The organism is Streptomyces sp. NPDC048291, assembly GCF_043201715.1.
Taxonomy (GTDB): Bacteria; Actinomycetota; Actinomycetes; order Streptomycetales; family Streptomycetaceae; genus Streptomyces.
This window is the reverse complement of record NZ_JBICZC010000003.1, coordinates 379,097-405,449: the sequence shown is the minus strand read 5'-3', so window position 1 is coordinate 405,449 and position 26,353 is coordinate 379,097. Positions and strand designations below refer to the sequence as shown.

Here is a 26,353-nt window from a genome sequence, read left to right as displayed (position 1 = left end):
GTCAGCGGGTCAGGACCGCCGTTGCGGGAAGGGTGCGCGGGGCGCGCAGCACGCTGAGGTGCGCGGAGAGTGCCGTACCGGCGGCTGTGATCTTGTGAGTGTCCGGGTGCAGGTAGCGCTGAGTGGTCGTCAGCGATCCGTGGCCGGCGATTCTGCGCAGGACGTGAATGGGGACTCCGGCGTCGGCGAGCCAGGTGAGTCCGGTGTGGCGCAGATCGTGGCGGCGCAGGTGTTCGTAGCCGAGCCGGGTGACCACCTCGTCCCCGTGGGTCGCGTCGCGCAAGTCGTCGTGGCGCGCGGCCTCGATGAAGACGTCCTCGCGGGGGTGGCTGTAGGCGGCGGTCGTCTCTTCGGCTCCGGGCAGGGCCTGGTAGACCTGGTTGGCGACGGACCAGCCGACCTGGATGTCGGGGGATATGGACTTCACTGTGGCGCGTGCCCTGTGGTGGGCCTGGATCAGCGCGTCGGTGGTCGGCTTGTCGAGGAGCGGGATGCCGGCGATGGGCGCCACTTCGGTGCCCAGTTCGCGGAAGGCGACGGCCAGGGCGATCATGTTGGGCTCGTTGATGGTGCAGACGTGGCGGACGCCGGTGGCGATGATCGGTGCGGTCGCCCGAACGTAGCGTTCGAACAGGTCGATTGCGTCGTCTGCGGTCCAGCCGCCCTGCTCGGCGAACCAGTGCGGCAGGGTGAAGTGGTGCAGGGTGACCATGGGGCGCAGGCCGCGTTCCAGGGCGCCGTCGACCATGCGGCGGTAGTGGGCGATCTCCGCCTTGGAGAAGTGGCCGGGGGCGGGTTCGATGCGGGCCCATTCGATGCTGAACCGGTAGTCGGTGAAGCCGAGTCCGGCGAGCAGGTCCATGTCCTCGGGCCAGCGGTGGTAGCTGTCGCAGGCATCGCCGCTGGGTTCGGGGAGCGTGGTGTCCGGCGTGTGTTCCCGGTGCCACCAGTCGCTGTTGACGTTGTTGCCCTCGATCTGGTGGGCGGCAGTGGCGGTGCCCCACAGGAAGCCGTCGGGGATGGGCAGGCCGTCGGAGGTCGGTGTCATGGTGGGGCCTCTCAGCGTGCGGTGGGGCCGGGCCACACAGCGGAGGCGTCGTCGCGGTCCGGGGCGGGGAGGCGGACGGGGCGGACGGGGATGGTGCGGGTCCGGCCTTCCGCCTCCGCTGTCCAGGAGGCGGGGTGGCCCGCGTAGCACAGGGTGGTCAGGACGAAGACGCCGTCGGCGTAGACCTCGACGTACTCGCCGACGGTGAGGATGCGCAGCGTGGTCGCGGGCTCGGTCAGGACGGTCTCGCCCAGGGGGGTGCCGGCGGGGCCGGTGATCCAGAGGTTCTTGCCGTCGCACCCGACAGTGAGGGCGGGGCCCTCGTCGCCGTCGCGCAGGGTGATCTCGGTGCGTCCCGAGACATCGATGTCACCGACCGCGTGGAGCGTCGGCTGTGTCGTCTGCTCCAGCAGCCAGGCGTCCAGGCCAGGCCACCACTCCAGGCGGGGTGCCGAACCCTCCTCTACGACCAGGGACTTGGGCTGGGCCAGCATGCCGCGGCAGCGGTCTCCGGAGTCGGTCAGGCCGGTCTTGCGGGGTGTGGTGTGCAGGACGACGCGGGAGCCGTCGGGAGCGGCGATGACGCGTGGGGCGTAGGAGCCGGTCGGGCCCAGCGGACCGCGCCGGGTCCATGGTCCGCGCAGCCGGGGTGCGGTCCATGATTCGAATCCGCGGGTCGCGCCGATCGAGCCGATCAGCAGCCAGCTGCCGTCGTCGAGGTGTTCGAGGACGGGGCATTCCAGCTCGTCGACGTCGCCGGGCGAGATGAGCGGCGGCTGGACCGTCCAGTGCTCCAGATCGTCCGAGGTCGCCCAGGCGACGCAGCCACTGGCCTCCACCGGGTGGGAGGCGTCGGCGGCGCAGACGACCATCACCCAGCCGTCGCCCTCGTCGTCGCGGACGACGAACGGGTCGCGCCAGCCCATGCGTTCACCAGTGCGGTACCAGCGGGGGTCCGCCTCGACGACGGGGCCGGTGCCGTGGCGCCGCCAGCCGGTGCCGTCGGTGCGGTCGGAGTACGCCAGTCCGACGGACTGCAGCGGCCAGCCGCCCGGCGTCAGTCCGCTCATGCCCGTGTAGAACATCGCCATCCCGTCCCGGTAGGGGATGGGATGCATGGTCCACACCGCCTGCTGGTCGAAGCGGCCGGGCAGGCCGTTGCCGAAGGCGGTGCCCTCGGGCCGCCAGGCGACCAGGTCGGTGGAGGTGGCCCGGCCGTACGAGGTCTCCATCCTCAGATGGTCGAACTCGCTCGTCCACGGGCCCTGCAGGTGCAGCACCGCGTAGGTGCCGTCGCCGTCACGGAGCAGGGCGAAGTCGTTCACGCAGAGGCCGGGCGGGGCGTATCGCATGCACAGTTCCTGTCGGCTCGCAGCGCCCAAACGCATGCGCTGATCAATAACCCTGAAGGTCTCACTCGGGAATCGGCCCAAGTAAAACTGAACGCAAACGCTTGCGCAACAGCGACGCCCGGCTTACGGTCTCGTCACCTCCAGATCACACCGATGTGAAACAGACGGGAGAAATCGCGGTGACCGTCAGCATCACCGATGTCGCCCGCGCCGCCGGAGTCTCGGCGTCCACCGTGTCCCGCGCCCTGCGCGGCCAGCCGGGCGTCTCCGACGAAGTGCGAGCACAGATCACGGCCGTCGCCGGGCGGCTCGGCTACACGGCCTCCCGTTCGGCGTCCAGCCTGGCCAGCGGGCGCACCTTCACCATCGGGGTCGTCGTTCCGTATGTGGGCCGCTGGTTCTTCGGAACCGTCCTGGACGCCGCCGAGCACGTGTTCAGCGCCGCCGGCTACGACGTCCTGCTGTACAACCTCGGCTCACCCGAGACACGCAAGCGCTTCTTCACCAAGATGCCGGTCCGCAAGCGGGTCGACGCCGTACTGTCGCTGCTCATCCCCGACGAGGAGGAGGCGGCCGCGCTGCGTTCGCTAGGCGTGCCGCTGGCCAGCACGGTCGGCGGTGCCCGTCCCGGCTTCACCGTTGTCGGTATCGACGACCGGGCCGGCGCGGAGAGCGCCGTACGGCATCTGGTGAACCTCGGCCACCGCCGGATCGGCATGATCAGCGGTTCGAGCGGGCCACAGCACTGGACCACACCCCTCGCACGCCGCCAGGCGTATCTGGACGTACTGGCCGAAGCCGGGATCGCCCACGATCCGGCCCTGGAGGCGGACGGCGACTACACCGTCGACGGCGGCGAGCGGGCCATGACCGAACTGCTGGCCGCCTCCCGGCCGCCTACCGCGGTGTTCGCCCAGTCCGACGAGATGGCGATGGGCGTGCTGCGCGCACTGCGCCGGCACCGGCTGAAGGTGCCGGAAGACGTGTCGGTCGTCGGCTTCGACGACCACGAGCTCTCCGACGTGATCGGGCTGACCACCGTTGCCCAGCCGGTCGCAGGCCAGGGCGCCGAGGCCGCCCGGCTGCTGCTGCGCCAGCTCGACGAGCCCGGCGCCGAGCCTTCCGGGCATGTGCAGATGCCGATCCGTCTCGTCCTGCGCGAAACCACCGCACCCCCGCGCCCGCGCGGACCTCAGTAATCCTCCTTCCTCCCCAGAGCCCCCCCCACGCCGGAAGCACCAGCGCACCACGCACCTTCGCACCCTCGCACCGCACGGAGGCACGACACCATGATCCCGACCAGCAGAAGGTACCGCCGCACGGTCGGTACGAGCCTGGCTCTCGCCCTTCCCCTCGCCGCACTCGCCGCCTGCGGCGGCAGCGGTGGCGGCACCGCCGCCTCGGCCGGCAGCGGTAAGGGCACCATCACCGTCTGGGCCCACCAGGGTCAGGCCAGCGAGGCCGCCGTGCTGCAGAGCGCGGTGAAGACCTTCAACTCCTCGCAGCAGGAGGTCAAGGCCAAGCTGACGCTGATCCCCGACGCCGACTACACCAAGACGATCACCGCGACCGACGCCTCCAAGCTGCCGGACGTGATGGAGTTCGACGGTCCGACGATGGCGAACTTCGTCTACAACAAGAAGCTCGCCGCGATCGACAGCTACGTCTCCGCCAAGACCCTGGCGAACGCCACCGACTCCATCAAGGCCGAGGGCGACATCAACGGCAAGCAGTACGGCCTGGGCATGTACGACTCGGGGCTGGGCATCTACGGCAACAAGAAGCTGCTGGACGCGGCCGGCGTCAAGTACCCCACCGGTCTCTCCGACGACTGGACGGCGGCCGAGTTCACCGCCGCCGTGAAGAAGCTCGCCGCCAAGGACTCGGACGGCAAGAGCCTGGACCTCCAGGAGAACAACGGCTTCGCGAGCGAGTGGGGCACCTACGCGTTCGCGCCCGTCGTCTGGTCGGCCGGCGGCTCGCTGCTGAAGGACGGCAAGGCGGCGGGCGCCCTCGACACCTCCGCCGTGGCCTCGGCGCTGAAGACCTTCCAGTCCTGGAAGACGTACACCGACCCCAACACCGACGGGAACGCCTTCACCAAGGGCCGGGTCGCGCTGAGCTGGGGCGGTCACTGGAACTACCCGGCGTACAGCAAGGCGCTCGGCAAGGACCTGGTCGTGCTGCCGCTGCCCGACTTCGGCAACGGCGCCAAGACCGGCCAGGGCTCCTGGGAGTGGGGCATCGGCGCCGACACCAAGAACGGCAAGGCCGCCGGCGCCTTCCTCGACTCCCTGCTGAACGACACCAACGTCACCGCGATGACCACGGCCAACGGCGCCCCCGCCGGCACCAAGTCCGCGCTGGCCGCGAGCGCGCTGTACAAGAAGGGCGGCCCGCTCCAGCTCTTCGCCGACCAGCTCGCCAAGCCCTGCGGTGACAGCGACATCACCAAGTCCTGCGTCGCGGTGACCCGCCCGATCACCGCCGGATACCCGACCGTCACCGCCAAGTTCAGCCAGGCGCTGAGCGACGTCTACGGCGGCGCCGACCCGAAGACCGCCCTGGCCAAGGCCGCCCGCGCCATCGACCAGGACTTCTCGGACAACGACGGCTACCCGCTGTCGTAGCCGGACCGGCATCCAGCAGCCGGGCGGTACGGACGCGCTCTGACAGCGTCCGTCCCGCCCGGCCGGGAAGAGGACTCCTACCGTGACCACCGTGAACCCCGCACCCGCCACGCCCGACCGGCGGAAACCGGGCCCCGCACCGGCGGCCGTCGTGCCCGGACGCCCGCGGCGCCCCAACCGCGACCGGCTGCACGGGCTGCTGATGTCCGCGCCCGCGCTCACCGGACTGATCGCCTTCGTCGGCGTGCCGTTCGGGTACGCCGTCGTCCTGTCCTTCTACAACGTGCGGCTCGGCTCACCGCTGCCGCCGCGGTTCTTCGGCATCGAGCAGTACCGCCGGCTCTTCACCGACCCCGACATGTCCGGGCCGTTCCTGCGGGCGCTGCTGAACAACCTGACGTTCGCCGTGGTCGTCGTACCGCTGCAGACCGGTCTCGCGCTGGGCCTGGCCATCCTGCTGAACCGCAAGCTCAAGGCCATCGGTGTCTTCCGGTCCCTGTTCTTCCTGCCGGTGGTCTTCCCGATGGCGCTGGTCGCCGTCATCTGGCGGCTGATCCTCGCCCGCAGCGGCGACGGCCTGCTCAACTCCGCGCTGCACACGGTGAGTCTCGGCAACTGGGGCGCCTTCGACTGGCTCGGCAACGGGCTCACCGCGATGGCCTCGATCATCGTGCTGTCCGTGTGGCAGGGCGTCGGTTTCCAGATGGTCATCCTGCTGGCCGGCCTGCAGCAGATCCCCGGCGAGCTCTACGAGGCCGCCGAACTCGACCGGGCCTCCCGCCGGCAGCAGTTCCGCCATGTCACCCTGCCGGGCATCCGCGGCACGCTCGTCTTCGTCGCGATGCTCACCTCGGTGCTGTCCTTCCGGGTCTTCGACCAGATCTACGTCCTCGTGCACGGCGGCGGACTGAACGAGGACGCCACCCGCACCGTGATGTACGAGGCCGTCACCACCGCCTTCGACCAGAACAACATCGGCCAGGCGTCCGCGATCACCGTCGTCTTCTTCCTGATCGTCGTCGCCCTGACGCTCATCCAGCGCCGCGTCGTCCGCACCGGCAACGAGGACTGACCATGACCCGCACCCCCCTGCGCCGTTTCCTCGACTACACCGTCCTGAGCGTGCTGGCGTTCGTCTTCGTCCTGCCGGTGCTCTATCTGCTGATCGGCAGCTTCAAGCCCTCCGACGAAGTCCTGAGCGGCCTCACCGGCTTCCTCCCCACCCACTTGTCCTTCGACAACTACCGCGCCGTCCTGAACAACTTCAATTCCGACGCGACCGGCTACTTCTGGCGGTTCATGGGCGTCTCGCTGCTGGTGGCCACCGTCACGGTCCTCGGCGGGCTGATCGTCAACTCCATGGCCGCCTACGGGCTGACCCGGCTGCGCTGGCGCGGCCAGAACGCCGTCTTCACCGTGGTCCTGCTACTGATGCTGGTCCCGTTCGAAGCCGTCGCCGTCCCGCTCTTCTACATGCTCAACGAACAGCGCAACACCATCTACATCCAGGCCATCCCCTTCATCGCCAACGCCTTCTCCGTCTACCAGTTCGCCACCTTCTTCCGCGCCATCCCGCCCAGCATCGAGGAAGCCGCCCGCATCGACGGTGCGGGTCCCTGGCGGACCTTCTTCGCGATCGTCCTCCCGATGTCGAAGCCGGTGTTCGCCTCGGTCGCCATCCTGACCTTCCTCACCCAGTGGGGCGCGTTCCTCTGGCCGGTCCTGATGGTCTCCGACCCCACGGTCCGCCCACTGCCCCTGGAGATGAGCGTCTTCCAGGGCCAGCAGCCCGTCGACTGGGGCCAGGTCCTCGCCTTCGGCGTCCTCCTCGTACTGCCCGTCCTCCTCGTCTTCGCCTTCTTCCAGCGCTGGTTCGTCCAGGGCGTCGCGAGCTCCGCCGTCAAAGGCTGAGAGGGCGTTTTCTCCCGTTGTTTCATCCAGGAATCTGCTGTTTTCTCACGGTCGATGTCGCATCCGACATCGATCCGACATTGGCCGTGAGATTCCGACATGAAATTCGAGACCCTACAGCGCGGTGTCGGTGGATAGTTCGCCGGTGTCCGCTGCCGTCCAATCGAGTCGTTTGACAGCGAACCCAGCCGTTTCGGCGTCTTTGACAGCGAACCTGGTCATGCGGGGTGAGCACGCCGGGGCTGTTGTATGGCCGTACTGGCTCAGACGGACGAGGCCGTGCCCTACGTCGAGGTGTCGGGCGTGGATGTCGCGAGCAGGGGTCGGTGGTGTCCGTCTTCGCGTCGATCTCTCAGGCCAGATGTGTGGCGTACTCGGCGCAGACCTAGCGTTCTTCCAGCTCACGGGATCTAGCCCGGCGGGCCCGGTTCCAGGGGGCGGTGGCTACGTGTTGAGCAATTCCGCGGCGAAGACGTCTTCGATCCTCCACTGCCGACTGGTCAGGCCCTGCTGACAGTGATAGCGCAGGCATGCGTCGAGGGCGGCGCGGTTGGCCGCGATGCCGTAGGGCCACCAGTCCTCAGGGAACTCTTTGCCGTTGCGGTCCACCAGGGCGTTCATCCACGGAATCATGGTCTGGACCTGGTAGAGCCTGCGGTTTTGGCGGTAGCGTTCGGCAGCGGCGTCCTTCGCCCGGGAGAAAGCGCGGTAGACGCCGGTCGCGAGCCCAGGATGGTCCCGCAGCAGTTCCCGCCGGATGACGATGGCGTGCATCATCGGGAAAATGCCGGTTCGCCGGTAGTAGTCGCGTTCCAGCGACTCGAAGTCGGGGAACAGCCGGGTGACGTTCGGGGATCCGTCGAGCACGCACTGCGGGACGTTCGCCGAGAACAGTGCGTCGATCTCACCGGCGTCGAGCATCGCGCTCAGTGTCTTTCCCTCGGGTGCGACGCGCACGTCTACTTCGGCCGGGTATGGATGGGGGATGAAGTCGAAGGGGGGCGCGGGGTGTTCGAGGCCGCCGATCACCCAGCGGCTCTCCTCGGGTTTGAATCCGTACTCGTCCATCAGGATCCCTTTGGCCCACACACCGGAGTCCTGACCGTAGACGCCGAACTCACCGATGGTCCTGCCGGCAAGATCGCCGGGTTCCGTGATCCCGCTGTGGATGTTGACGAAGATGCACGAGTGACGAAACACGCGGTTCGGGAAGATCGGCAACGCTATGAACGGCAGTCCGGTCTTCAGCAACCGCAGGTAGAACGTGAGACCGAGCTCGGCGACGTCGAACTCGTTTCCGCGGATCAGCCGGTCGAAAATCTCCGGCAGGGTCTCTCCGGTTTTCATCGTGACGTCGATGCCGTCGGTGTTTACGGTCCCATCGAACAGCGCTCGCGTCGTGTCGTACGGGAAGCACCCGACCGTGAGGGCAGGGGCGGCCATGAATACTCCTTCTCGTAGGCTCTGCTGCTTTCATCGTTGGCCGTCGCGCTGTCCGCTGTCCAAGACCCGTCGGGAACATCCGATACCGCACGGGTATCGTGCTTGCGGTGGACCTTCGCTCGCTCCGGTATTTCATCGCCGTCGCCGACGAGTGTCACATCGGCCGGGCGGCGAACCGCCTTCACATGACACAGCCACCGCTGAGCCGCGCGATCCGGCAGCTCGAGAACGAACTCGGCGTCCTCCTGTTCGAACGCACTCCCAAGGGTGTCACCCTCACGCCTGCTGGAAAGGTCCTGTACGACGAAACGGGGCCGTTGTTGGGGCGAGCCGACCGGATCCGCAGGCGGGTGACCGCCGCGGCGGCTACCGCACCCCTCACCGTCGGAACTCTGGCAGACGCGGCCGAACAGGTCAGCGGCCGACTGGTCTCACTCTTCCGGGCCCGCTATCCGCACGTCCACGTCACCATCCACGAATCCGACCTCGGCGACCCGACGGCCGGACTCCGCGCCGGGCTGGTCGACGTGGCAATCACCCGAACGCCCTTCGACGAAACCGGCATCAACACCCACGTCCTGCGCTCGGTACCCGTCGGCGTAGTGATACGGGATGACGATCCAGTCGCCGGTCACGCCTCGGTCTCGTCGACCGACCTCGCCGACCGCCGATGGGTCCGGCTGCCGGATGGCACCGATCCGGTGTGGACGGCGTACTGGACCGGCAGCGGAGACAACGACGCGTCGCCGGTCCTGCGAACGATCCAGGAGTGCCTGCAAGCGGTCTTGTGGAACGGCACATCGGCTCTGGCTCCCATGGATCAGCCGTTGCCCGCAGGCCTGGTCGTAGTCCCGCTAAGTGACCGCCCGCCCACTGACCTCGTCGTGGCCTGGCCAAGGACGACAGCGCGCAACCCGCTGGTACGCGGCTTCATCCGAGTCACGGAGAGCTGCTGGTACACCTGAAACAGACACACGTGCTCCTGGATCCAGCTGATCACCACCAGCCACGAGGGTTGGTGCATCGCGTGTACAGATCATGAAACTTCCGGCGCCATCCGCTGACGGACAACTGCTGTGCCGAACGCGTCCCCGTCCAGGTCGACGGCGAAGGTCCCGGTCCCATAGGTGCTGTCGGCGAGCAGACAAGCACAGCGGGCACCGGTGGAGGCGCGAAGCTGCCGGGCCTGTGCGAGCCCGACCGGAAGCGGCACGGAGCCGTCATGGCGCGCCTTGTGCGAGAGCGCTTCATGGCTGATCCGGTACTCCAGCCGCAGATCGCTGGCGTGACGTCCGGCCGACCGCGTCTAGGGGTGCGTGTCGGTGATCGCGATGACCTCGTCGAGGCGGTCCAGGGCGCCCTGCAGGTCGTCGAGCTTGGCCTGGATGCGATCGCGCTCGGCGCGCAGCATGGCTCGTTGCTCGGCGTCGGTGTGCCCGGAGTCCCAGCACGGAAGAAGTTCCGTGATCCTTCGGCTGGTCAGACCGGCGGCGAACATCTGCTGGAAGAAACGGACCCGGGAGATGGCGTCCTGCCGGTAGAGGCGCTGGCCCGATGGGCTGCGCTCCGCGATGAGCAGCCCCTGCTGCTCGTAGTAGCGCACGGCGCGTACCGAGACGCCGGCACCCCGCGCCACCTCGCCGATGCGGATCAGCCGCTCGCCCGCGGCCTGCGCGACGGTCATGGTGATTCCTTCCCCAGGGCCTGACGACCGGCACTTGCCTCTGACGTCAGCGTCAGGTTCTAGCGTACCGGGCATGGACATCAACAACTCGGTTGCCCTTGTCACCGGAGCCAACCGCGGCCTGGGCCGCGCCTTCGCCCAGCGCCTGCTCGAACGGGGCGCCCGCAAGGTCTACGCGACGGCCCGCCGGCCGGAGACCGTGGACCTGCCCGGGGTCGAGGTGCTGCCCCTCGACATCACCGATCCCGCATCCGTGAAGGCCGCCGCCGAGGCCGCCCCGGACGTCTCACTGCTCGTCAACAACGCGGGGATCCAGACGGGGACCGACCTGGTGACCGGTTCGCCGGACTCGGTACGGCACGAGCTGGAGACCAACGTGTTCGGCCACCTGGAAATGATCCGTGAGTTCGCGCCGGTGCTCGCCGGGAACGGCGGGGGTGCGATCGTCAACGTCCTCTCCGCCATGTCGTGGTTCGGGGGCAAGGGCGCCAATGCCTACCACCTGACCAAGGCCGCCGCCTGGGCCATGACCAACGGCGTCCGCCTGGAACTCGCCGAGCAGGGCACGCTCGTGACAGCGGTGCACCTCGGCCTGGCCGACACCGACATGGCCGCGGGCTGGCCCGTGGACAAGATCGCGCCGTCGGATCTGGCCGACGCGGCGCTCGACGGTGTCGAGGCGGGCTCCGCCGAGGTCCTCGCCGACCAGTGGAGTCGGGACGTCAAGTCCCGGCTGCCGCTGACGCCGGAAGAGTTCAACGCCGCGATGGACCGCGCCCTGGCGGCACTGATGGCGGTCTGAGGGGGCCTACTCCACCCGCAGGTGCAGATCTTCTTGTCTCGTTGCAGGTGAGGGCGACGAGTCCGGTGGGAGCAGGGTGTTCGCAGTGCTCGTCGGGTTCCTGGCCGTAGGCCGTGATGCCGGCCTGTGTCCGGGCCCTCGATGCGCTCGATGAACGCGCCGTCTGGACGTAGTGGTGCGGGAAGGAGACGGTCACGTCCGCCGTGTCGGTCGGGCCGAGATCCGCCTGGGCCTCGCCGGGCACCATCCGGGCGTACGCCTGGTCCCGTACGGCGCCGACCTCCTCGCACCGGGCCGCGGCCTCGGTGGCCTGCTGCACCGTCTCCTCGTACCGCCCCGTCCCGCGCAGCGTCTCGGCGAGCCGGTAGAGGGCGTGGGAAGGCCGCCCCCTCGGTGGTCAGGAGACGGCCTTCGGCTGTCCGGGGAGTGCTTCGGAGCTAGTACACCGCTTCGAGGATCCCCAGGATCTGCTCCTCGGTCGGCTGCCGGGGCGCGTTGCGGGTGACCGCGTCCGCGAGGGCGCCCGCGGCGACGGGGCGCAGCAGGTCCGGGCGGGCGCCCAGTTCGCGCAGGGGCCGCTTGATGCCCAGGGTGCCGGAGATCTCGCGGACGGCGCCGATCGCGGCACGGGCCCAGTCGCCGTCGGCGGGCGGGGCGAGCCGCAGGGCGCGGGCGGTCTGCTCGTACGCCTCCTGCGCGGCCGGAGCGCTGAACTCCAGCACCTCCTCCAGAACGGCGGCGAGCGCGACGCCGTGCGGGGTGCCGGTATGGGCGGTCAGGGCGTGCCCGATGCCGTGGACCAGGCCGAGCCCGGAGACGGTCAGGGCCTGTCCCGCCAGGTGGGCGCCGAGCATCAGCCCCGCCCGTGCCTCCAGGTCCGAGCCGTCGGCGTGGGCGACGGGCAGCCAGCGGCCGACCATCGCCACCGCCTGCGTCGCGTACGCGACCGAGACCGGGTTCGCGCCCCGCGAGGCCAGCGACTCGATGCCGTGCACGAGGGCGTCGATGCCGGTGGCCGCCGTGATCCGGGCGGGCAGGCCGAGCGTCAGCTCCGGGTCGAGCAGCGCGATCCGCGGCTTCACCGAAGCATGGCCGAGGTAGACCTTGCGACGGGCCCCGGTGTCCTCGATGACGCCGAAGCCGTTGGTCTCCGCGCCCGTGCCCGAGGTGGTCGGAACGGCGATCAGCGGCAGCCCGTCGAGCGCCTCCCACAGCGTGTCGGCGTCGGCCGCCGCCGCGTCCGGGTTGCCGACCAGGAGCGCGATGCCCTTGGCCGCGTCGAGGACCGAGCCGCCGCCGAGGGCGACCACCACGGCCGGGCCGAACTCCCGCGCCCGGGCGGCGCCTTCGTCGACGTTGCCGGTGGAGGGGTTGGCGCCGACCCCGTCGTACACCCCGTGCTCGACGCCCGCCGCGTCCAGCACCTTGAGCACCTGGCCGACGATCCCGGCGGCCCGCAGCCCGCGGTCGGTGACCACGAACGCGCGGCTCATGCCGAGGGAGGCGACCAGGTCGGGGAGGTGCGAGAGGCGGCCGGGGCCGAACTCGATCCGGCAGGTGGGGTCGACGGTCAGCTGGCTGGTGAGGGACTCGCCCATGGCGTACGGCTCCTGGGGACGCGAGGGGAAGGGGGGACGCGGATCGGCTCAGACGGGGCTCGGCAGGGCCTCCTCCGGGCGCGGCAGCCGGAACTCCCGTCCGGCGAGGGCCTCGTAGAGCCGGACCGGGCTCATCTCCCCGGCCAGGTCGCCGTGTTCGGCCTTGGAGCGGCGGTAGATCTGCTCCACGAGCGCGGACAGCTCGGTGGCGACGCCCAGGTCGCGGCCCAGGTCCACGGCGAGGCCCAGGTCCTTGCAGGCGAGGACCATGGCGAACGAGTCGTCGTAGTCGCCGTCGACCAGCACGGACAGCAGGTCCCGCTCCAGGAGGTGCGAGGCGGCCGGGCTGGCGAGCAGCGAGCTGCGCAGCACGCCCAGGTCGACGCCCGCCTTCGTACCCATGGCCAGCACCTCGGAGGTGGCGACGAGATGGGTGAACCAGAGCAGGTTGATCATCAGCTTGACCGTGTAGCCGGCTCCCGGCGGACCCACGTGCAGCACCTTGTCGGGGTCGCCCATGGCCTCGAAGACCGGCAGGCAGGACCGGAAGTCGTCCGCCGCGCCGCCCACGAAGATCTGCAGCCGCCCGGCCTCGGCTCCGCGCGCCATGCCGCTGACGGGGGCGTCCAGGCGGCGCACCCCGCGCCGGTCCAGGACGTCGGCGGCGATCCGGTCCGCGACGGCCGGGGTGGAGGTCGACATGTCGATCCACAGGGCGCCCTCGGGCAGCGCCTCGGCGGCCCCGCCGCGCAGCAGCACCTCCTCGACGATCCGCGGGTTGGGCAACATCGTGACCAGCAGTTCGGCGCCGGCCGCGCATGCGGCAGGGGTGTCGGCCCAGCTCGCGCCGAGCGCCAGATGGTCGGCGGCGGCCTCGGGCCGGGTGTCGTGCACGGTGACCCGGTGTCCCGCCCGGATCAGGTGGCGGGCCATGTGGCGTCCCATGTTGCCCAGGCCGATGAAACCGATCCTCATCGCTGTCCTCGCTGTGTGCAGGTGAAGTGGGGGAGGGAGGGGAAGGGGGGCCGCTCAGGCCAGGTTGATCCAGGTGGTCTTCAGCGCCGTGTACGCGTCCAGCGCGTGCAGCGACCTGTCGCGTCCCGCGCCGGTGGCCTTGAAGCCGCCGAACGGGGTGATCACGTCACTGGCGTCGAAGGTGTTGATCCAGACCGTGCCGGCCCGCAGCCGCTTCGCGGTGCGGTGGGCGACCGTCACGTCCCGGGTCCAGACGGACGCGACCAGCCCGAAGTCGCTCTCGTTCGCGAGCCGTACGCCCTCGTCGACGTCGCCGTCGTACGACACGACGGCGAGCACCGGGCCGAAGATCTCCTCCTGGCCGACGACGGACGTGTTCGCCACGCCGTCGAGCACGGTCGGCTCGACGAAGCTGCCGCCGGTGCCGGTCAGCGTGCGCCCGCCGCCCAGCAGCACCCGGGCCCCGTCCGCCTTCCCGCGCTCGATGTAACCGAGGATCCTGGCGAGTTGGGTCTCGTCCACGACGGGTCCCATGACGGTGGCCGGGTCGAGCGGGTCGCCGACGCGGAAGGTCTCGGCGGTGATCCGCCCCACCGCGTCCAGTAGTTGGTCCTTGACCGAGGCGTGCACGACGACCCGGGAGCCCGCGTTGCAGGTCTGCCCGGCGTTGTAGAAGATCCCCCACGCCACGGCGGACGCGGCGGCCTCGATGTCGGCGTCGGCCAGGACCAGTTGGGGCGACTTGCCGCCCGCCTCCACGGCGACCTGCTTGCCGTTGGACTCGCCCGCGTACACCTGGAAGAGGCGGGCGACCTCCGCCGACCCGGTGAACGCGATCTTGTCGACGTCCGGGTGGCGGCCGAGGGCCTGGCCGGCCACCTCCCCGCGCCCCGGGACCACGTTGAGCACACCGTCGGGCAGCCCCGCCTCGGTGGCCAGCGCCGCCAGCCGGAGCGCGGCGAGCGAGGTCTGCTCGGCGGGCTTGAGGACGACGCTGTTGCCGGTGGCGAGCGCCGGGCCCAGTTTCCAGCCCGCGATCAGCAGCGCGTAGTTCCAGGGCACGACCGCGCCGATCACGCCCAGCGGCTCGCGGGTGATCAGCGCCAGCGCGTCACCGGGGGTCGGGGCCACCTCGTCGTACGTCTTGTCGATCGTCTCGGCGTACCAGGCGATGGTCTCCGCCGTCTTGGCCACGTCGATCCGCACCGACTCGGTGACGGGCTTGCCCATCTCCAGGGTGTCAAGGAGGGCCAGTTCCTCGGCGTTCGCGAGGATCAGCCCGGCCCAGCGCAGCAGGATCCGCTTGCGTTCCTTCGGCGCGAGCTCCCGCCAGCGGCCGTCCTCGAAGGCGGCCCGCGCGGACCGCACCGCACGGTCCACGTCCTCGGCCCCCGCGGCCTGCACCCGGGCCAGCACCGCGCCGTCGCGGGGCGAGGTGCTCGGGAAGGAGTCGCCGGAGGTGGCGTCGGTGAAGGAGCCGTCGATGAACGGGCGCGTCTCGAAGGCGAGTTTGTCCGCCGCGGCCAGCCAGTCGTCGTACGAGCGGGCCAGCAACTCATCGATGGTGTACGTCACTTGATCCTCCAGCGGTCGATCGCGTCCTCGTCGAGCTCGACACCGAGACCGGGCAGGTCCGGGACCTCCAGATCGCCGTCGGCGTTCACCCGCACCGGTTCGGCGAGCATGAAGTCGCGGCGCTCGGGGGTCCAGCCGGGCGGGTCGTAGGGGAACTCGAAGAACGGGCCGCCGCCGACACCCGCGGCCACATGGAGGTTGGCGAGCACCCCGATGCCGTTGGTCCAGCTGTGCGGGGTGAACTGACGGTGCTTCAGCTGGGCCAGCTCGGCCAGGGTGCGGGCGCGGTGCATGCCGATCGCCAGCACCACGTCCATCTGGTAGATGTCGAGGGCGTCCTCCTCCAGGTAGCGCAGCAGCTCGGTGGGGGAGTGGTGCATCTCGCCGGCGGCGATCCGCACCCCCGGGTTCTCCGCGCGCAGCTGCCGGAAGCCGTTCAGGTCGGCGTACGGCAGCGGCTCCTCCACCCAGAACACGTCGAGTTCGGCGAGACGGGCGACGGTCTTGCGGGTCCTGGCGAGGTCGGAGGCGTTCGCCGTGTCACCCGCCATCCGCCAGGACTGGTTGAGGTCGACCATGATCTCGAAGCCGGGCCCGAGTTCCTCGCGCACCGCCCGGACCGCCGCGATGCCCTCGTCGACGCGGTTGCGGTCGATCCGGATCTTCAGGGCGCGGAAACCGGCCTCGCGCACCTTCAGCGCGGTCTCGACCCGCTCCTCGGGGGACTTCAGTTCGCCGGAGGAGGCGTAGGCGGGCAGCTTCTTCGCCGCGTTGCCGAAGAGCTCCGACACCGGGCGGCCGTGCACCTTGCCGATGACGTCCCAGAGCGCGGCCTCCAGCGGCCAGTAGTGGGCGCCGTGGAAGTTGGCGGTCTCGATCGCCCGCACATGCCGGGTGATGTCGAGCGGGTCCTCGCCGACGAACAGGTGCTTGTACGTCTCGAAGCCGTCCATCAGGTCGCCGGAGCCGATGCCGGTGATGCCCTCGTCGGTGTGGACGCGCACGATCGTCGCGTCGAAGACGCGGCGCGGCTCCGGGTCCCAGGCGGCACGGAACGGCGGGTCCAGCTCCAGCCGCAGCCGGTCCAGGACGATGTCGGTGATCTTCATCGGGCGAGCACCTCGGCGGTCGGCGTGTAGAACGGGTTCGTGGCGCCCTCCTCGGCGGCCGTCAGCACGTCGGCGACGGTCGGCGTGCCGGTCACGGCGGCCCGGACCGCGCCGTACGCGGCGGCGCGCTGGTTCCGGAAGGAGGCGTCCAGGTCGTCCACCGCCGGGTTGACCCAGACCGCGGCGATGATCAGCAGGTCGTCGGCGTCCGCGGCCGGGATCAGCCCCTCCCCGACCGCGTCCGCGACCCCCTGCGCGAGACCGGCCTGGGCGGAGCCCCAGGTCGCCCGCTCGTGCAGCTCGCCCGCGGCGGCGGCCTTGGTCACGAACAGGGTCAGCGGCTTCACCGGCACCGACGGCCGCAGGACCGTCACGAACGGCACGTGCCCGGCGCTCGGCGTGGCCAGCGCCGTCGCCCAGGCGGTCTCGACGGGGCCGCCCCTGCGCCCGAGCACGATGTTCGTGTGGGCGGCGTTGGCGCCGTCGCCGACGAACGACTCGCCGATCAGCGCGGTCGCCGCGAGGCCGGGCGGACGGGTGGGGGAAACCGGCGTGGGCATCGGATCTCCTGAGCCTGGGAAGCGTGACGCACCGGGCGCGGAAGGACGAACCTCGTGCGGCTCGTCGGCGGAACCCGCCGCAGGGACGTACCTCGCATTCGGTGCGGTTCCTCCGGCCCGATGCGGCGAATCTAGGTCGGCCACCACCCCCTCGCAAGGCACCGGCGGGAATCGAAACGCCGGTTGCTCTGCTGACAACTTCCCCGCTGACCAGGGGATCCTCGGCCGGTACACGTGCATACGATGACCCCGTGACCGACTCCTCCGCGGCCTCCCGCGGCCACGGCCTGCGCCGCGACATCGACCTCCTGGAAGCCCTCGCCTCCGACGAGGCCCAGGACGCCGGCGGCCTCGGCGTCGTACGCCTCGCCCAGCTGGTGGGCCGAGAGAAGACCCAGATCTCCCGGGCGCTGAAGGCGCTGGCCGCCGAGGGCATCGTCGAGCGCGACCCCGACACCCTGGAGTACCGCCTCGGCTGGCGGCTCTTCTCCCTGGTCGCCCGCACCTCCGAGAGCCGGCTGGTGCGGGTGGCCGAGCCGGTCATGCACGCCCTCTCCGCCGACCTGGAGGAGACCAGCCACCTGTGCGTGCTCAGCGACCGTGACGTCCTCACCCTGCTCTCCGTCTCCGGGCACTCCTTCCGCGTGCACGGCTGGGAGGGGCGCGGGGTGCCCGCCTGGCGGCTGTCGGCGGGGCGCGTGCTGCTCGCCGACGCGACCCCGGACGAGCTGTACGTCCGCTTCGGGACCACCGGCGAGATGCCGGTGCAGGACCTGTGGGCGCTCATCCAGGACGCCCGTCGGCAGGGCTACGCCCGGGTCAGCGAGGAGTTCGAGGAGGACCTGGTCGGGGTGTCGGCGCCGATCCGGGACTTCCGCGGCCGGGTCGTCGCCGCCATCAACATCTCCGCCCCCAAGGCCCGGCTCGGCGACCGGCTCGACGAGGCGGGGCGTACGACGGCGCGGGCGGCGGCGCGGGTGTCGTCGCTGCTGGGCTGGGAGCCCCGGCGTGCCCCGCAGCCACGGGCCCGGCTCACCTGACGGCCGTACCCCGGCAGGGCCCCGCGCATGATCGGCGAGTTGCCCTCACAGCAACCCCCGTTGCGATCCGCCGGGCTTGCCTTGTCGGCCCCATGACGCGCTCGTAAATTCACCGCGCATCGGACGAGCCCCGTCCGGAACGGAGAGAAAGAGCAGCTCATGAACCTCGCCGGCATCGACCTCCTGGCCAAGGCGCCGCTCGCGGAAGGCGATGTGTTCCTCGGTGGCCGCTGGCTCCCGGCCGCCGACGGACGCACCTACCCCGTGTCCGACCCGGCCACCGGCGACCTGGTCCGGGAGGTCTCCGCGGCCGGAGCGGAGGACGCCCGCGCGGCGGTCGGGGCGGCGGAGCAGGCCGCGGCCGGCTGGCGGGCGACACCGCCCCGGCGCCGCTCGGAGATCCTGCACGACACCTTCGAGCTGATGCGCGAGCACACCGACACCCTCGCCCGGCTCATCGTGCTGGAGAACGGCAAGGCCTACCGGGACGCGGCGGCCGAGGTGGGCTACGCGGCCGAGTTCTTCCGCTGGTTCGCCGAGGAGGCGGTCCGGATCGGCTCCGCCTTCGGGGACGCCCCGGCCGGCGGCTACCGGCACGTCGTCCGCAGACACCCCGTCGGTGTCTCGGCGTTCGTCACCCCCTGGAACTTCCCGGCCGCCATGGCCACCCGCAAGATCGCCCCCGCGCTCGCGGCCGGCTGCCCGGTGCTGCTCAAGCCCGCCCCGGAGACCCCGCTCACCGCACTCGCGGTCGCCGCGCTGCTCACCGAAGCCGGTCTGCCCGCAGGCCTGGTGAACGTCCTGCCGACCGACCGCGCCCCCGAGGTCGCCGCCGCCTGGCTCGGCGACGAACGGGTCCGCAAGTTCTCCTTCACCGGCTCCACCGCCACCGGCAGACTCCTCCTGGCACAGGCCGCGGCGAACGTCGTCAACGTGACCATGGAACTGGGCGGCAACGCCCCCTTCGTGGTCTGCGCGGACGCCGACATCGACGCCGCCGTGCGCGGCGCGATGGACGCCAAGATGCGCGGCGGCGGCGAGGTCTGCATCGCCGCCAACCGGTTCTACGTCCACACGTCCGTGGCAGCGGAGTTCACCGAGAAGTTCGGTGCCGCCATGGCCGCCGTACGCACCGGGCCGGGGACGGCGGAGGGCGTCGCCCTCGGCCCGATGATCAACCGGGCGGCCGTGGACAGGATCCGCTCCCTGGTCGACGACGCGGTGGCGCGCGGCGCCCGGATCACCGCGCAGGGCGAAGTCCCTGACGGACCCGGCCACTTCCACCCCGCGACCGTGCTCGTCGACGTCCCCGACGACGCCCGCATCCTGCACGAGGAGGTCTTCGGCCCCGTCGCCCCGCTCACCACCTTCACCGACGAGGACGAGATGCTCGCCCGCGCCAACGCCACCGTCCACGGCCTCGCCTCGTACGTGTACTCCCGTGACGTCGGCCGGGCCCTGCGCCTCGCCGAACGCCTGGAGGCCGGCATGGTCGGCGTCAACCGCGGCCTGCTCTCCGACCCGGCCGCGCCCTTCGGCGGCGTCAAGCAGTCCGGCCTCGGCCGCGAAGGCGGCCGCGAGGGCATCGAGGCCTTCCTGGAGACGCAGTACATCGCCCTCGACTGGCCCCGCTGACCGGCTCCTTCGCACCCCTGCCCGTCCCCGCCCGCTCACCCGCTCACCCCGAGGACCGCTCATGGCAATGACGCCTGCGACCCAGCAACCGCCCGGCACCCCGGAAGTGCCCGCCGACCGCGCCCGCGAACGCCGCCGCCTGCAGACGAAGCTGAAACTCGCCACCCAGATCGGCGAGGGCATCGACGGCTACATCATCGGCGGCATCGGCATGGCGATGACCGCACTCACCGCCGACCTGCACCTCTCCACCTTCATGGAGGGCCTGGTCGGCGCCTCCCCGCTGATCGGCATCTTCGTCGGCGGCCCGCTCTTCGGCCGCCTCGCCGACCGTTACGGCCGCCGCCCGGTGTTCCTCGCCGACATGCTGATCTTCCTGGTCGGCTCGGTCCTCCAGTTCTTCGTCACCGACGGGCTCCAGCTCTTCCTGATCCGGCTGCTGATGGGGGTCGCGATCGGCGGCGAGTACGCCATCGGCGCCCCGCTCCTGTCCGAGTACGCGCCGAGGCAGGGCCGGGGCCGGCTGCTGGCCAGCCTGGAGATCAGCTGGTACGTCGGCTACGCGCTGGCCACGGTCGTCGGCGCCCTGTTCGCGGACGTCGACGGCGGCTGGCGCTGGTCGCTGGCCAGCAGCGCGGTCATCGCGGTGGTGTGCGTGTCCCTGCGGGGCGGCATCCCCGAGTCGGCGCGCTGGCTGCTGAGCAGGGGGCGCCGGGAAGAGGCCGAGGCGCTGATCGAGCGGTACGGCATCGAGATCGACGTCGACGCGGAACTCGACGAGCGGACCGCGACCGGACAGGCCGGGTTCTGGGCGCTGTTCAGCAAGGACCACCTGCGCAGCACGGTCTTCGCGAGCGTCTTCTGGGCGGCCCTGGTGCTGCCGTACTTCGCCATCGGCACGTTCTGGACGCAGGTCTTCGACGCCCTGAACATGGGGGACAACGCGGTCGCGGCGTTGCTCGTCTACTCGTTCACCGCGGTCGCCGGGGTCACGGCGGGCTGCCTGGTCGTGGACCGCATCGGCCGCCGCAGGCTGCTGATCCCGCCGTTCTGGATCACCGCGGTCTGTCTCGCGCTGGTCGCGGTGTGGCCGCACTCCACACCCGTCATCGTGGGCGGCTTCCTCTTCTTCATCTTCCTCAACGCGGCCTCCAGCGCGCTCACCGCGGTCTACCCGCTGGAGGTGTTCCCCACCTCGCTGCGCGCCACGGGCGTCGGCTTCGCCACCGCGATGAGCAGGGTCGGCGCGGCCGTCGGCACCTTCCTGCTGCCGATGGGCCTCGACCGGTTCGGCGTGGAGTTCGTCCTCCTCGTCGGCGCCGGCGTGCTCGCGCTCGGCGGCCTGGTCTCCCAGTTCCTCGCCCCGGAGACCACGGACCTCGACCTGGCGAAGGCGGCACGGACGGCGCGGGGGCCGGTGAACGGCTGACACCCCGACCGACGACGCCGTCCAGGCCCCGCAGGCGCCCGCCCGCGGGGCCTGCGGCCGCCCGCACGGTGGCAGCGCGGGGAAATCGCAGGCGCGAACTCCGCGGAGCAGGTGACGCGACCGGTATGCAAAGCTTGCGGACCCGGGTACGGCGCCGGACCCCCTGCCCCGACGTAGCGTGAGCCCGTCGCCGTACGCCCGCCCCGCACCACCGGGAGTCCCAGATGGCCCGCTCCGAAGCCCGCGTCCCCACCGACCGCCCCGCCCGCTACGCCAAACAGCTCGCCTCACACCTGGGCCGCCGCTCGCAGACCAGCTGGGACGAGGAGAGCGGTACCGGCGGCATCGTCTTCCAGAACGGCACCGGCACCCTCACCGCGACCGAGGGCGCCCTGCTGCTCACCGTGGAGACGGACCCCGACAACCTCGATGTCCTGGAGGGTGTCGTCGGCCGGCACCTGGTCCGCTTCGGCACCCGTGACGAACTCGTCGTCGCCTGGCACCGCGACAACGGGGAACCGGGCAGCACCCAGCGCAACTCCGAGGAGCCGGAACCCCACTGACCTAGTCGAACTGGCTCGGCAGCGGTGCCGGGGTCTTGCCGGAGAGCACGTCCTTGAGGCGCTTGGCGCCGTTCTGCACGGCCAGGGCGGTGCTGTCGTGGTCGACGCCCGAGAGGCCGCCGTTGGTGACCGCGGCCCCGGAGGCGCCGACGCGGAACGCCACGACGTCCAGGGTGGTCGTGGCCGGCTGCCCGTTCGAGGTGCCCTGCACGGTGACCGTGAGCGCCGCCAGCGCGTCGCCCGCCTTGGGCGGGTCCTTGTACTCGACGACCTGCACGGTCCGCTTGCTGCCGTCCGAGCCGGTGGCCGAGAACTGGTTGCACTCCGTGGGCAGGTTCTTCAGCCACTTGATGGTGGCGTCCATGCCGGCCTGGCCGTAGTCGCCCACCTGGTAGAGCAGCCGGGAGTCCTGCGAGGTGAAGCCGCGCAGCCCGGAGGCGCCGGTGGCCCGGCCCAGCAGGGTGTCGGAGTAGAGGCTGTCCAGCAGCCGCTGGCAGTCGGCCGCGTCGGACTTGGCGTTGAGGAACTCGGCGACGTCGACCTTCCCGACCAGCATCTGGTTGCGCCAGGTGGCCGCGTCGTTGGCCAACTGCCAGTCGTCCTCGATGTCGGCCGGCGTGATCAGCGCGGCCTGCGCCCCCGGGCCGGTGAGGGCGGGGGTGCGCGACGGGGCCGGGGAGCGCTCGGCGGCGGGGGAGACGGCCGCGGCCTCGGGGGAGCCGCTGCCGTCCGAACAGGCCACCGCCGTGGCGAGCAGGGTCCCCGTCGCCAGGGCCGTGGCGAGCACACGCGCGGGTCGGGACGGACGACGGGTCATCGCGACTGCCTCCTCGGGAACGCGGTACGTCACCGGGCGGACGGCGCCGGTACGTCCCTCCACGCCACCACCGGCCACGAGCGCCGACCACCCGCACGTGCCATTCGGGTGAGCGTCATGACCCGGCCGCCGTGATCCGCACCCGCCGGCTGCCGCAGCGCGGGCACACCGCGTCCGAGAGCGGCGACGGCACGGCCCGGCCGGCCTCGTCGACGTACTCCAGGGTGGACTGCAGCTCCGGGTCGGCGACCGGGTCGGTGAAGAACACCGCCTGGAAGGTGGCCTCCCAGCCGTGGCCGCACCGCCCGCAGCGGAACGCGAAGGTCTCGGGTACGGCACCCGGCACCGGCCCGGGACCCGGGGGCTCGGTCATCGGCTCCGGCTCCTGTCACTCGGCCCCCGCCACCAGCGCACCGCCCCGGCCGGCCGGCGGCAAGTCGGGGCCCGGTGTCCCAGGCGTGGACGCCCCCTTGACGCCGGGCGAGGGCCGATCGACACTCCAGGTGGGAATCCTAGTGAAAAGGTAGGGAACGATGGGTCGCCTGCGCACGCTCACCGGCCGACAGCGCCGAGAGAGCCCCGCACCCTGGACGGCCCCCCTGCTCACCTCCCGCCGCCACATCGACCTGTTGCGGATGTGTGGCGCGACCGGCCGCAGAGACTGAGCGGCCGGCCCCGGCCGTACGGGCGGGTCCCCACCCGCCGGGAGACACCACGGCCCGTCGAGCCACGGCTCACCGAGATGCCTCTCGGTGAGTCCCTCTGGCCGAGCCCCCCCTCGCCGAGCCGCGGCCCACCGGTCCACGGCTCACCGAGAACCCACCGACGAACGCTTCCGCCGCGCGTACGTCCGCGCGCCCGCCCGCCCCCGGGGAGACGCATGTCCATCACTCCACTCGCCGCCCTGCCGTCCGTCCGCACCGCCCCCGCCTTCCGGGGCCGCATCGGCCGCGACGCGCGCAGCGGCCACTACGCCGTGCCGCGCCGCTACCGGCTGCACCTCTCCACGGCCTGTCCCGACGGCCTCCGCATCGCCGTCGGCCACAGCCTGCTGGCCCTGGACGACTGTTGTCCGGTCACCTTCCTGCCCGCCGTCCCGGACCGTCCCGACGGCGGCCACACGGCGCTGCGCCCGCTGTACGAGGCCAGCGCGCACCGCTACTCGGGACCGGCCCTCGCTCCGGTGTTCAGCGACGGCTGGTCCGGCAGGATCGTCAGCACCCACAGCCGGGACATCCTGCGCGACCTGGACCAGCACTTCGGTGACGGTGTCACCCGGCTCTACCCGTGCGGCGCCGAGGCCGAGATCGAGGCCGTCGAGCGGCTCTGCGCCGAGGACATCGAGCAGGCCGCTCAGCAGGCCGGGAGCGCGGGCGGCGACCCGGAGGCGCTGGAGGTGCTGCTCGCCGCCCTGGACGGGCTGGAGCGCCGGCTGACCGGGGTGGAGTTCCTGGTCGGCGGGCAACTCACCGCGGCGGACATCGAGTTGTGGGTGGCCCTGGTGCAACTCGACACCGTGCACCGCAACCACCTGGACGCCGCCGCCGTGCACGCCGTCGCCGGGCACCCGGTGCTGTGGGCCTACGCCCGGCGGCTGGCCGCCCATCCGGCCTTCGGTGTCCACCTCGACCTCGACGGCATCGCCCGCCGCCACCACGGCCGTTGCCGGGGCCTGGAGGCCGCCGGCGCGGCTGTCCAGATCCTGGACTGGGCAGGCCACGCGGCGGACGCTCCCCGCGGTCCGCGCAGGTGAGAGCGGTCCGGACCGTTTCGCCCATCGGACAGGCGTTGACATTCGTTCGGGCAACTGACTTACTTACGGCTCAGAACGGTCAAGAGCGTCAGCGTCAAGCCCTGGCTTGCTGACCGGCAACCCTCGCACCGCGGTGGGGTGCCCCAGGTGACGACCGGACCGACGACGTTTCGGCAAGCGACGATTCGGTAAGCGCGAGGCCCCTCCGGGGCCGGCACGACAGTGACAGGTGACGGACATGTACGCAGCTTCCAGGACGGCCCAGCGCCGCGCCGAGGGCTGCGTACGCCCGTACCGGAGCCCGCTCGTCGCCGACCGCGCCGTCGACCTGCTCCGTGTCAACAGCGCCCTGTGTAGCGCGTGTACCGCACCGGGCTGTGCCCGCTGTCGGGTCTGACCAGGCCTTCCCGCCGGTTTCCCGCAGTTCCGCACCCCAGCGTCCCCGTCGAAACACCGGCCGCCCGGTGTGCCGCCGTCCGCCCAGCCCCGTGCCCCGCGCGCCCCCGCGCACCGTTCCGTGCCCGAACACGGCCCGGTGCGCGGCCTCCGCCGTGGGACACGTGGGTGTCCGACTCCGCCGGAGCCCGCCATGAGTGAACCCCCAGGCGCCACGATCGCCGCCCCCGAGGCGCCCCCCGCCGCCGACGAACCGTCAGAACCCCTCGCCGCACAGCGCGTTCTGCCGCTGCGCAGGCCGGGACGGTGGATCGCCACCGCGGTCGCCCTGGTCCTCGTCGCCCAGTTCGCCCACGGACTGGTCACCAACCCCTTCTACCAGTGGGACCGCTTCGGCTACTGGTTCCTGCGCCCGACCATCCTCGACGGACTGGCCATCACCCTCGAAGTCGCCGCCTACAGCGCGGTGCTGGGCCTGCTCGGTGGCATCCTGCTCGCCCTGGCCCGGCTCTCCAGGAGCCCCGTGCTGCGCGCGGTCAGCTGGACCTACGTGTGGGCGCTGCGCTCCATACCGCTCATCGTGGTCCTGCTCTTCCTCTACAACTTCAGCGCCCTGTACAAGACGTTGAGCATCGGTGTCCCCTTCGGGCCGGCCTTCTTCTCCTTCGACGAGTCGAGGCTCGCCACCGACATGGTCGTCGCCGTCATCGGCCTCAGCCTCAACGAGGCCGCCTACGCGGCCGAGGTGGTGCGCGGCGGCATCCTCTCCGTGGATCAGGGCCAGCACGAGGCGGCCGCCGCGCTCGGCCTGCCCAAGGGCTACCAGTTCCGGAAGATCGTGTTCCCGCAGGCGCTCAGGTCGATCACCCCGAACTACGTCAACCAGCTGATCGGCCTGATCAAGAGCACCTCGCTGGTCTTCTACGTCTCGCTGCTCGACCTCTTCGGCTCCGCGCAGAGCATGGGCTCCACCTACCCCGGTGACATCGTGCCGCTGCTCCTGGTGGTGACCGTCTGGTACCTGATCCTGACCAGCGTCGTCTCCGTGATCCAGTTCTACGTGGAGCGGTACTACGCCCGCGGCGCCACCCGCGCGCTGCCGCCGACCCCCCTGCAGAAACTCCGCGCCGGCCTCACCGACCTGCGCGCCCGCATCCGCCGGGAGGCCGCGGTATGACCACCACCGACACCCTGGAGACGGCCCCCGCCGCCCTGGAGATCCACGGCGTCCACAAGTGGTACGGCGCCCACCGCGTCCTCGACGGCATCGACCTGACCGTCCGCCCGGGCGAGGTCACCGTCGTCCTCGGCCCGTCCGGCTCCGGCAAGTCCACGCTTCTCAGGGTCATCAACCACCTGGAGAAGCCCGAGCGCGGCCACGTCAGCGTCAACGGCGAGCCGATCGGCGTGAAGCGCCACGGCGACCGGTTCAAGGAGCTGAGCGAGCGCGCCATCCTGGCCCAGCGCGGCCGGATCGGCTTCGTCTTCCAGAACTTCAACCTCTTCCCGCACCTGACCGTGCTGGACAACGTGGCCGCCGCCCCGGCCGCCACCGGGAGGCTCAGCAGGCCCGCTGCCCAGGCCCTCGCCAAGGAACTCCTGGAACGGGTCGGCCTCGGCGAGCGGATCGGCGCCTACCCCCGGCAGCTCTCCGGCGGCCAGCAGCAGCGCGTCGCCATCGCCCGCGCGCTCGCCCTGCGCCCCGGCGTCATCCTCTTCGACGAGCCCACCTCCGCCCTGGACCCCGAACTCGTCGGTGAGGTCCTCGCCGTCATCAAGGACCTGGCGACCAGCGGCACCACCCTCGTCATCGTCACCCACGAGATCGGCTTCGCCCGGGAGATCGCCGACCGGGTCGTCTTCATCGACGGCGGCCGGATCGTCGAGCAGGGCCCGCCCTCCGAGGTCCTCGACAACCCGCAGCACGAGCGGACCAGGGACTTCCTCAGCAAGGTCCTCTGACCCCCTTTCACCACACCTTTCACCACTCCCTTCACCACCGCCTTCACCACACCTTTCACCGCAACACGAAG

At 71.1% G+C, this 26,353-nt stretch carries 25 protein-coding genes and 1 riboswitch; of the genes, 14 read left to right on the top strand and 11 right to left on the bottom strand.

Annotated elements, in window-relative coordinates; translation table 11 throughout:
* Position 1 precedes the first annotated feature (1 nt).
* Complete coding sequence (locus ACGF5O_RS09415) at positions 2-1,048, bottom strand: family 1 glycosylhydrolase (RefSeq protein ID WP_393809308.1); 1,047 nt, start codon at positions 1,046-1,048, stop codon at positions 2-4.
* An 11-nt stretch (positions 1,049-1,059) separates the two neighbouring features.
* Positions 1,060-2,400 carry a mucin-1 gene (locus ACGF5O_RS09410; protein WP_393809307.1) on the bottom strand — a complete coding sequence of 447 codons (1,341 nt, stop codon included), beginning with the start codon at positions 2,398-2,400 and terminating at the stop codon, positions 1,060-1,062.
* Positions 2,401-2,579: 179 nt separating this feature from the next.
* Here ACGF5O_RS09410 and ACGF5O_RS09405 point away from each other — a divergent pair, with 179 nt between their 5' ends.
* From ACGF5O_RS09405 to ACGF5O_RS09390, 4 genes are all read left to right on the top strand, one after another.
* Positions 2,580-3,599: a LacI family DNA-binding transcriptional regulator gene (locus ACGF5O_RS09405; RefSeq protein ID WP_393809306.1), complete on the top strand. Its 1,020-nt coding sequence runs from the start codon at positions 2,580-2,582 to the stop codon at positions 3,597-3,599.
* A gap of 90 nt (positions 3,600-3,689) precedes the next feature.
* The gene (locus tag ACGF5O_RS09400) at positions 3,690-5,030 is read left to right on the top strand and encodes an ABC transporter substrate-binding protein (protein ID WP_393809305.1); all 1,341 of its coding nucleotides are present in this window, start codon (positions 3,690-3,692) and stop codon (positions 5,028-5,030) included.
* Positions 5,031-5,112: 82 nt separating this feature from the next.
* Positions 5,113-6,102 (top strand): carbohydrate ABC transporter permease, encoded by a 990-nt coding sequence (locus ACGF5O_RS09395; RefSeq protein WP_393809304.1) that lies wholly within the window; start codon positions 5,113-5,115, stop codon positions 6,100-6,102.
* 2 nt (positions 6,103-6,104) lie between these two features.
* Positions 6,105-6,941: a carbohydrate ABC transporter permease gene (locus tag ACGF5O_RS09390; RefSeq protein WP_393809303.1), complete on the top strand. Its 837-nt coding sequence runs from the start codon at positions 6,105-6,107 to the stop codon at positions 6,939-6,941.
* A 444-nt stretch (positions 6,942-7,385) separates the two neighbouring features.
* Here ACGF5O_RS09390 and ACGF5O_RS09385 read toward each other — a convergent pair whose 3' ends face one another.
* On the bottom strand, positions 7,386-8,384 hold the full coding sequence (locus ACGF5O_RS09385) for a 4,5-dihydroxyphthalate decarboxylase (protein WP_393809302.1): 999 nt from the start codon (positions 8,382-8,384) through the stop codon (positions 7,386-7,388).
* A gap of 107 nt (positions 8,385-8,491) precedes the next feature.
* Between ACGF5O_RS09385 and ACGF5O_RS09380 the strand changes: the two genes are divergently transcribed.
* Positions 8,492-9,349, top strand: coding sequence for a LysR family transcriptional regulator (locus ACGF5O_RS09380; protein ID WP_393809301.1), 858 nt, complete (start codon positions 8,492-8,494; stop codon positions 9,347-9,349).
* 341 nt (positions 9,350-9,690) lie between these two features.
* Here the strand turns inward: ACGF5O_RS09380 and ACGF5O_RS09375 are convergent, their stop codons facing one another.
* The gene (locus ACGF5O_RS09375) at positions 9,691-10,068 is read right to left on the bottom strand and encodes a MerR family transcriptional regulator (RefSeq protein ID WP_393809300.1); all 378 of its coding nucleotides are present in this window, start codon (positions 10,066-10,068) and stop codon (positions 9,691-9,693) included.
* Positions 10,069-10,141: 73 nt separating this feature from the next.
* Here ACGF5O_RS09375 and ACGF5O_RS09370 point away from each other — a divergent pair, with 73 nt between their 5' ends.
* The gene (locus ACGF5O_RS09370; RefSeq protein ID WP_393809299.1) at positions 10,142-10,870 is read left to right on the top strand and encodes an SDR family oxidoreductase; all 729 of its coding nucleotides are present in this window, start codon (positions 10,142-10,144) and stop codon (positions 10,868-10,870) included.
* Positions 10,871-11,073: 203 nt separating this feature from the next.
* Positions 11,074-11,238, top strand: a complete 165-nt coding sequence (locus ACGF5O_RS09365) for a hypothetical protein (protein WP_393809298.1) — start codon at positions 11,074-11,076, stop codon at positions 11,236-11,238.
* A gap of 69 nt (positions 11,239-11,307) precedes the next feature.
* Here the strand turns inward: ACGF5O_RS09365 and ACGF5O_RS09360 are convergent, their stop codons facing one another.
* From ACGF5O_RS09360 to fae, 5 genes are read right to left on the bottom strand one after another with little or no spacing between them, the layout of a single operon-like run.
* Positions 11,308-12,468, bottom strand: coding sequence for an iron-containing alcohol dehydrogenase family protein (locus ACGF5O_RS09360; RefSeq protein ID WP_393809297.1), 1,161 nt, complete (start codon positions 12,466-12,468; stop codon positions 11,308-11,310).
* A gap of 48 nt (positions 12,469-12,516) precedes the next feature.
* Positions 12,517-13,443 carry an NAD(P)-dependent oxidoreductase gene (locus tag ACGF5O_RS09355; RefSeq protein WP_393809296.1) on the bottom strand — a complete coding sequence of 309 codons (927 nt, stop codon included), beginning with the start codon at positions 13,441-13,443 and terminating at the stop codon, positions 12,517-12,519.
* A gap of 54 nt (positions 13,444-13,497) precedes the next feature.
* A complete protein-coding gene (locus ACGF5O_RS09350) occupies positions 13,498-15,018 on the bottom strand; it encodes an aldehyde dehydrogenase (protein ID WP_393809295.1) in 1,521 nt (506 codons plus the stop codon).
* Positions 15,015-16,127 (bottom strand): mandelate racemase/muconate lactonizing enzyme family protein, encoded by a 1,113-nt coding sequence (locus ACGF5O_RS09345; protein ID WP_393809294.1) that lies wholly within the window; start codon positions 16,125-16,127, stop codon positions 15,015-15,017. Before ACGF5O_RS09345 ends, ACGF5O_RS09350 begins: the two co-directional genes overlap by 4 nt.
* Entirely contained in the window at positions 16,124-16,687 is a 564-nt protein-coding gene (fae, locus tag ACGF5O_RS09340) for a formaldehyde-activating enzyme (RefSeq protein ID WP_393809293.1), read from the bottom strand. Before fae ends, ACGF5O_RS09345 begins: the two co-directional genes overlap by 4 nt.
* A gap of 251 nt (positions 16,688-16,938) precedes the next feature.
* On the opposite strand from fae, the gene ACGF5O_RS09335 reads away from it, so the two are divergent.
* The 4 genes from ACGF5O_RS09335 (at position 16,939) to ACGF5O_RS09320 (ending at position 21,354) form a co-directional block, all read left to right on the top strand.
* On the top strand, positions 16,939-17,727 hold the full coding sequence (locus ACGF5O_RS09335; protein ID WP_393809292.1) for an IclR family transcriptional regulator: 789 nt from the start codon (positions 16,939-16,941) through the stop codon (positions 17,725-17,727).
* Between the two features lie 159 nt (positions 17,728-17,886).
* Positions 17,887-19,362 carry an NAD-dependent succinate-semialdehyde dehydrogenase gene (locus tag ACGF5O_RS09330; RefSeq protein ID WP_393809291.1) on the top strand — a complete coding sequence of 492 codons (1,476 nt, stop codon included), beginning with the start codon at positions 17,887-17,889 and terminating at the stop codon, positions 19,360-19,362.
* 61 nt (positions 19,363-19,423) lie between these two features.
* Complete coding sequence (locus ACGF5O_RS09325) at positions 19,424-20,791, top strand: MFS transporter (RefSeq protein ID WP_393809290.1); 1,368 nt, start codon at positions 19,424-19,426, stop codon at positions 20,789-20,791.
* 224 nt (positions 20,792-21,015) lie between these two features.
* Positions 21,016-21,354 (top strand): DUF2218 domain-containing protein, encoded by a 339-nt coding sequence (locus tag ACGF5O_RS09320; RefSeq protein ID WP_393809289.1) that lies wholly within the window; start codon positions 21,016-21,018, stop codon positions 21,352-21,354.
* A gap of 1 nt (position 21,355) precedes the next feature.
* Here the strand turns inward: ACGF5O_RS09320 and ACGF5O_RS09315 are convergent, their stop codons facing one another.
* Positions 21,356-22,171, bottom strand: a complete 816-nt coding sequence (locus ACGF5O_RS09315) for a hypothetical protein (protein WP_393809288.1) — start codon at positions 22,169-22,171, stop codon at positions 21,356-21,358.
* Between the two features lie 115 nt (positions 22,172-22,286).
* Positions 22,287-22,544: a hypothetical protein gene (locus ACGF5O_RS09310; protein WP_393809287.1), complete on the bottom strand. Its 258-nt coding sequence runs from the start codon at positions 22,542-22,544 to the stop codon at positions 22,287-22,289.
* A 507-nt stretch (positions 22,545-23,051) separates the two neighbouring features.
* On the opposite strand from ACGF5O_RS09310, the gene ACGF5O_RS09305 reads away from it, so the two are divergent.
* From ACGF5O_RS09305 to ACGF5O_RS09295, 3 genes are all read left to right on the top strand, one after another.
* Positions 23,052-23,924, top strand: coding sequence for a glutathione S-transferase C-terminal domain-containing protein (locus ACGF5O_RS09305; RefSeq protein WP_393809286.1), 873 nt, complete (start codon positions 23,052-23,054; stop codon positions 23,922-23,924).
* A gap of 77 nt (positions 23,925-24,001) precedes the next feature.
* Positions 24,002-24,125: riboswitch (SAM riboswitch) on the top strand.
* Between the two features lie 388 nt (positions 24,126-24,513).
* Positions 24,514-25,497 (top strand): amino acid ABC transporter permease, encoded by a 984-nt coding sequence (locus ACGF5O_RS09300; protein WP_393809285.1) that lies wholly within the window; start codon positions 24,514-24,516, stop codon positions 25,495-25,497.
* A complete protein-coding gene (locus ACGF5O_RS09295) occupies positions 25,494-26,282 on the top strand; it encodes an amino acid ABC transporter ATP-binding protein (RefSeq protein WP_393809284.1) in 789 nt (262 codons plus the stop codon). Before ACGF5O_RS09300 ends, ACGF5O_RS09295 begins: the two co-directional genes overlap by 4 nt.
* The last annotated feature ends 71 nt before the right edge of the window (positions 26,283-26,353 follow it).

Coding starts and splice junctions, on each gene's coding strand:
- ACGF5O_RS09415 (WP_393809308.1), bottom strand. CDS start 1,048: ATGACACCGACCTCCGACGGCCTGCCCATCCCCGACGGCTTCCTGTGG.
- ACGF5O_RS09410 (WP_393809307.1), bottom strand. CDS start 2,400: ATGCGATACGCCCCGCCCGGCCTCTGCGTGAACGACTTCGCCCTGCTC.
- ACGF5O_RS09400 (WP_393809305.1), top strand. CDS start 3,690: ATGATCCCGACCAGCAGAAGGTACCGCCGCACGGTCGGTACGAGCCTG.
- ACGF5O_RS09390 (WP_393809303.1), top strand. CDS start 6,105: ATGACCCGCACCCCCCTGCGCCGTTTCCTCGACTACACCGTCCTGAGC.
- ACGF5O_RS09385 (WP_393809302.1), bottom strand. CDS start 8,384: ATGGCCGCCCCTGCCCTCACGGTCGGGTGCTTCCCGTACGACACGACG.
- ACGF5O_RS09375 (WP_393809300.1), bottom strand. CDS start 10,068: ATGACCGTCGCGCAGGCCGCGGGCGAGCGGCTGATCCGCATCGGCGAG.
- ACGF5O_RS09370 (WP_393809299.1), top strand. CDS start 10,142: ATGGACATCAACAACTCGGTTGCCCTTGTCACCGGAGCCAACCGCGGC.
- ACGF5O_RS09360 (WP_393809297.1), bottom strand. CDS start 12,468: ATGGGCGAGTCCCTCACCAGCCAGCTGACCGTCGACCCCACCTGCCGG.
- ACGF5O_RS09355 (WP_393809296.1), bottom strand. CDS start 13,443: ATGAGGATCGGTTTCATCGGCCTGGGCAACATGGGACGCCACATGGCC.
- ACGF5O_RS09345 (WP_393809294.1), bottom strand. CDS start 16,127: ATGAAGATCACCGACATCGTCCTGGACCGGCTGCGGCTGGAGCTGGAC.
- fae (WP_393809293.1), bottom strand. CDS start 16,687: ATGCCCACGCCGGTTTCCCCCACCCGTCCGCCCGGCCTCGCGGCGACC.
- ACGF5O_RS09330 (WP_393809291.1), top strand. CDS start 17,887: ATGAACCTCGCCGGCATCGACCTCCTGGCCAAGGCGCCGCTCGCGGAA.
- ACGF5O_RS09325 (WP_393809290.1), top strand. CDS start 19,424: ATGGCAATGACGCCTGCGACCCAGCAACCGCCCGGCACCCCGGAAGTG.
- ACGF5O_RS09320 (WP_393809289.1), top strand. CDS start 21,016: ATGGCCCGCTCCGAAGCCCGCGTCCCCACCGACCGCCCCGCCCGCTAC.
- ACGF5O_RS09315 (WP_393809288.1), bottom strand. CDS start 22,171: ATGACCCGTCGTCCGTCCCGACCCGCGCGTGTGCTCGCCACGGCCCTG.
- ACGF5O_RS09310 (WP_393809287.1), bottom strand. CDS start 22,544: ATGACCGAGCCCCCGGGTCCCGGGCCGGTGCCGGGTGCCGTACCCGAG.
- ACGF5O_RS09305 (WP_393809286.1), top strand. CDS start 23,052: ATGTCCATCACTCCACTCGCCGCCCTGCCGTCCGTCCGCACCGCCCCC.
- ACGF5O_RS09300 (WP_393809285.1), top strand. CDS start 24,514: ATGAGTGAACCCCCAGGCGCCACGATCGCCGCCCCCGAGGCGCCCCCC.
- ACGF5O_RS09295 (WP_393809284.1), top strand. CDS start 25,494: ATGACCACCACCGACACCCTGGAGACGGCCCCCGCCGCCCTGGAGATC.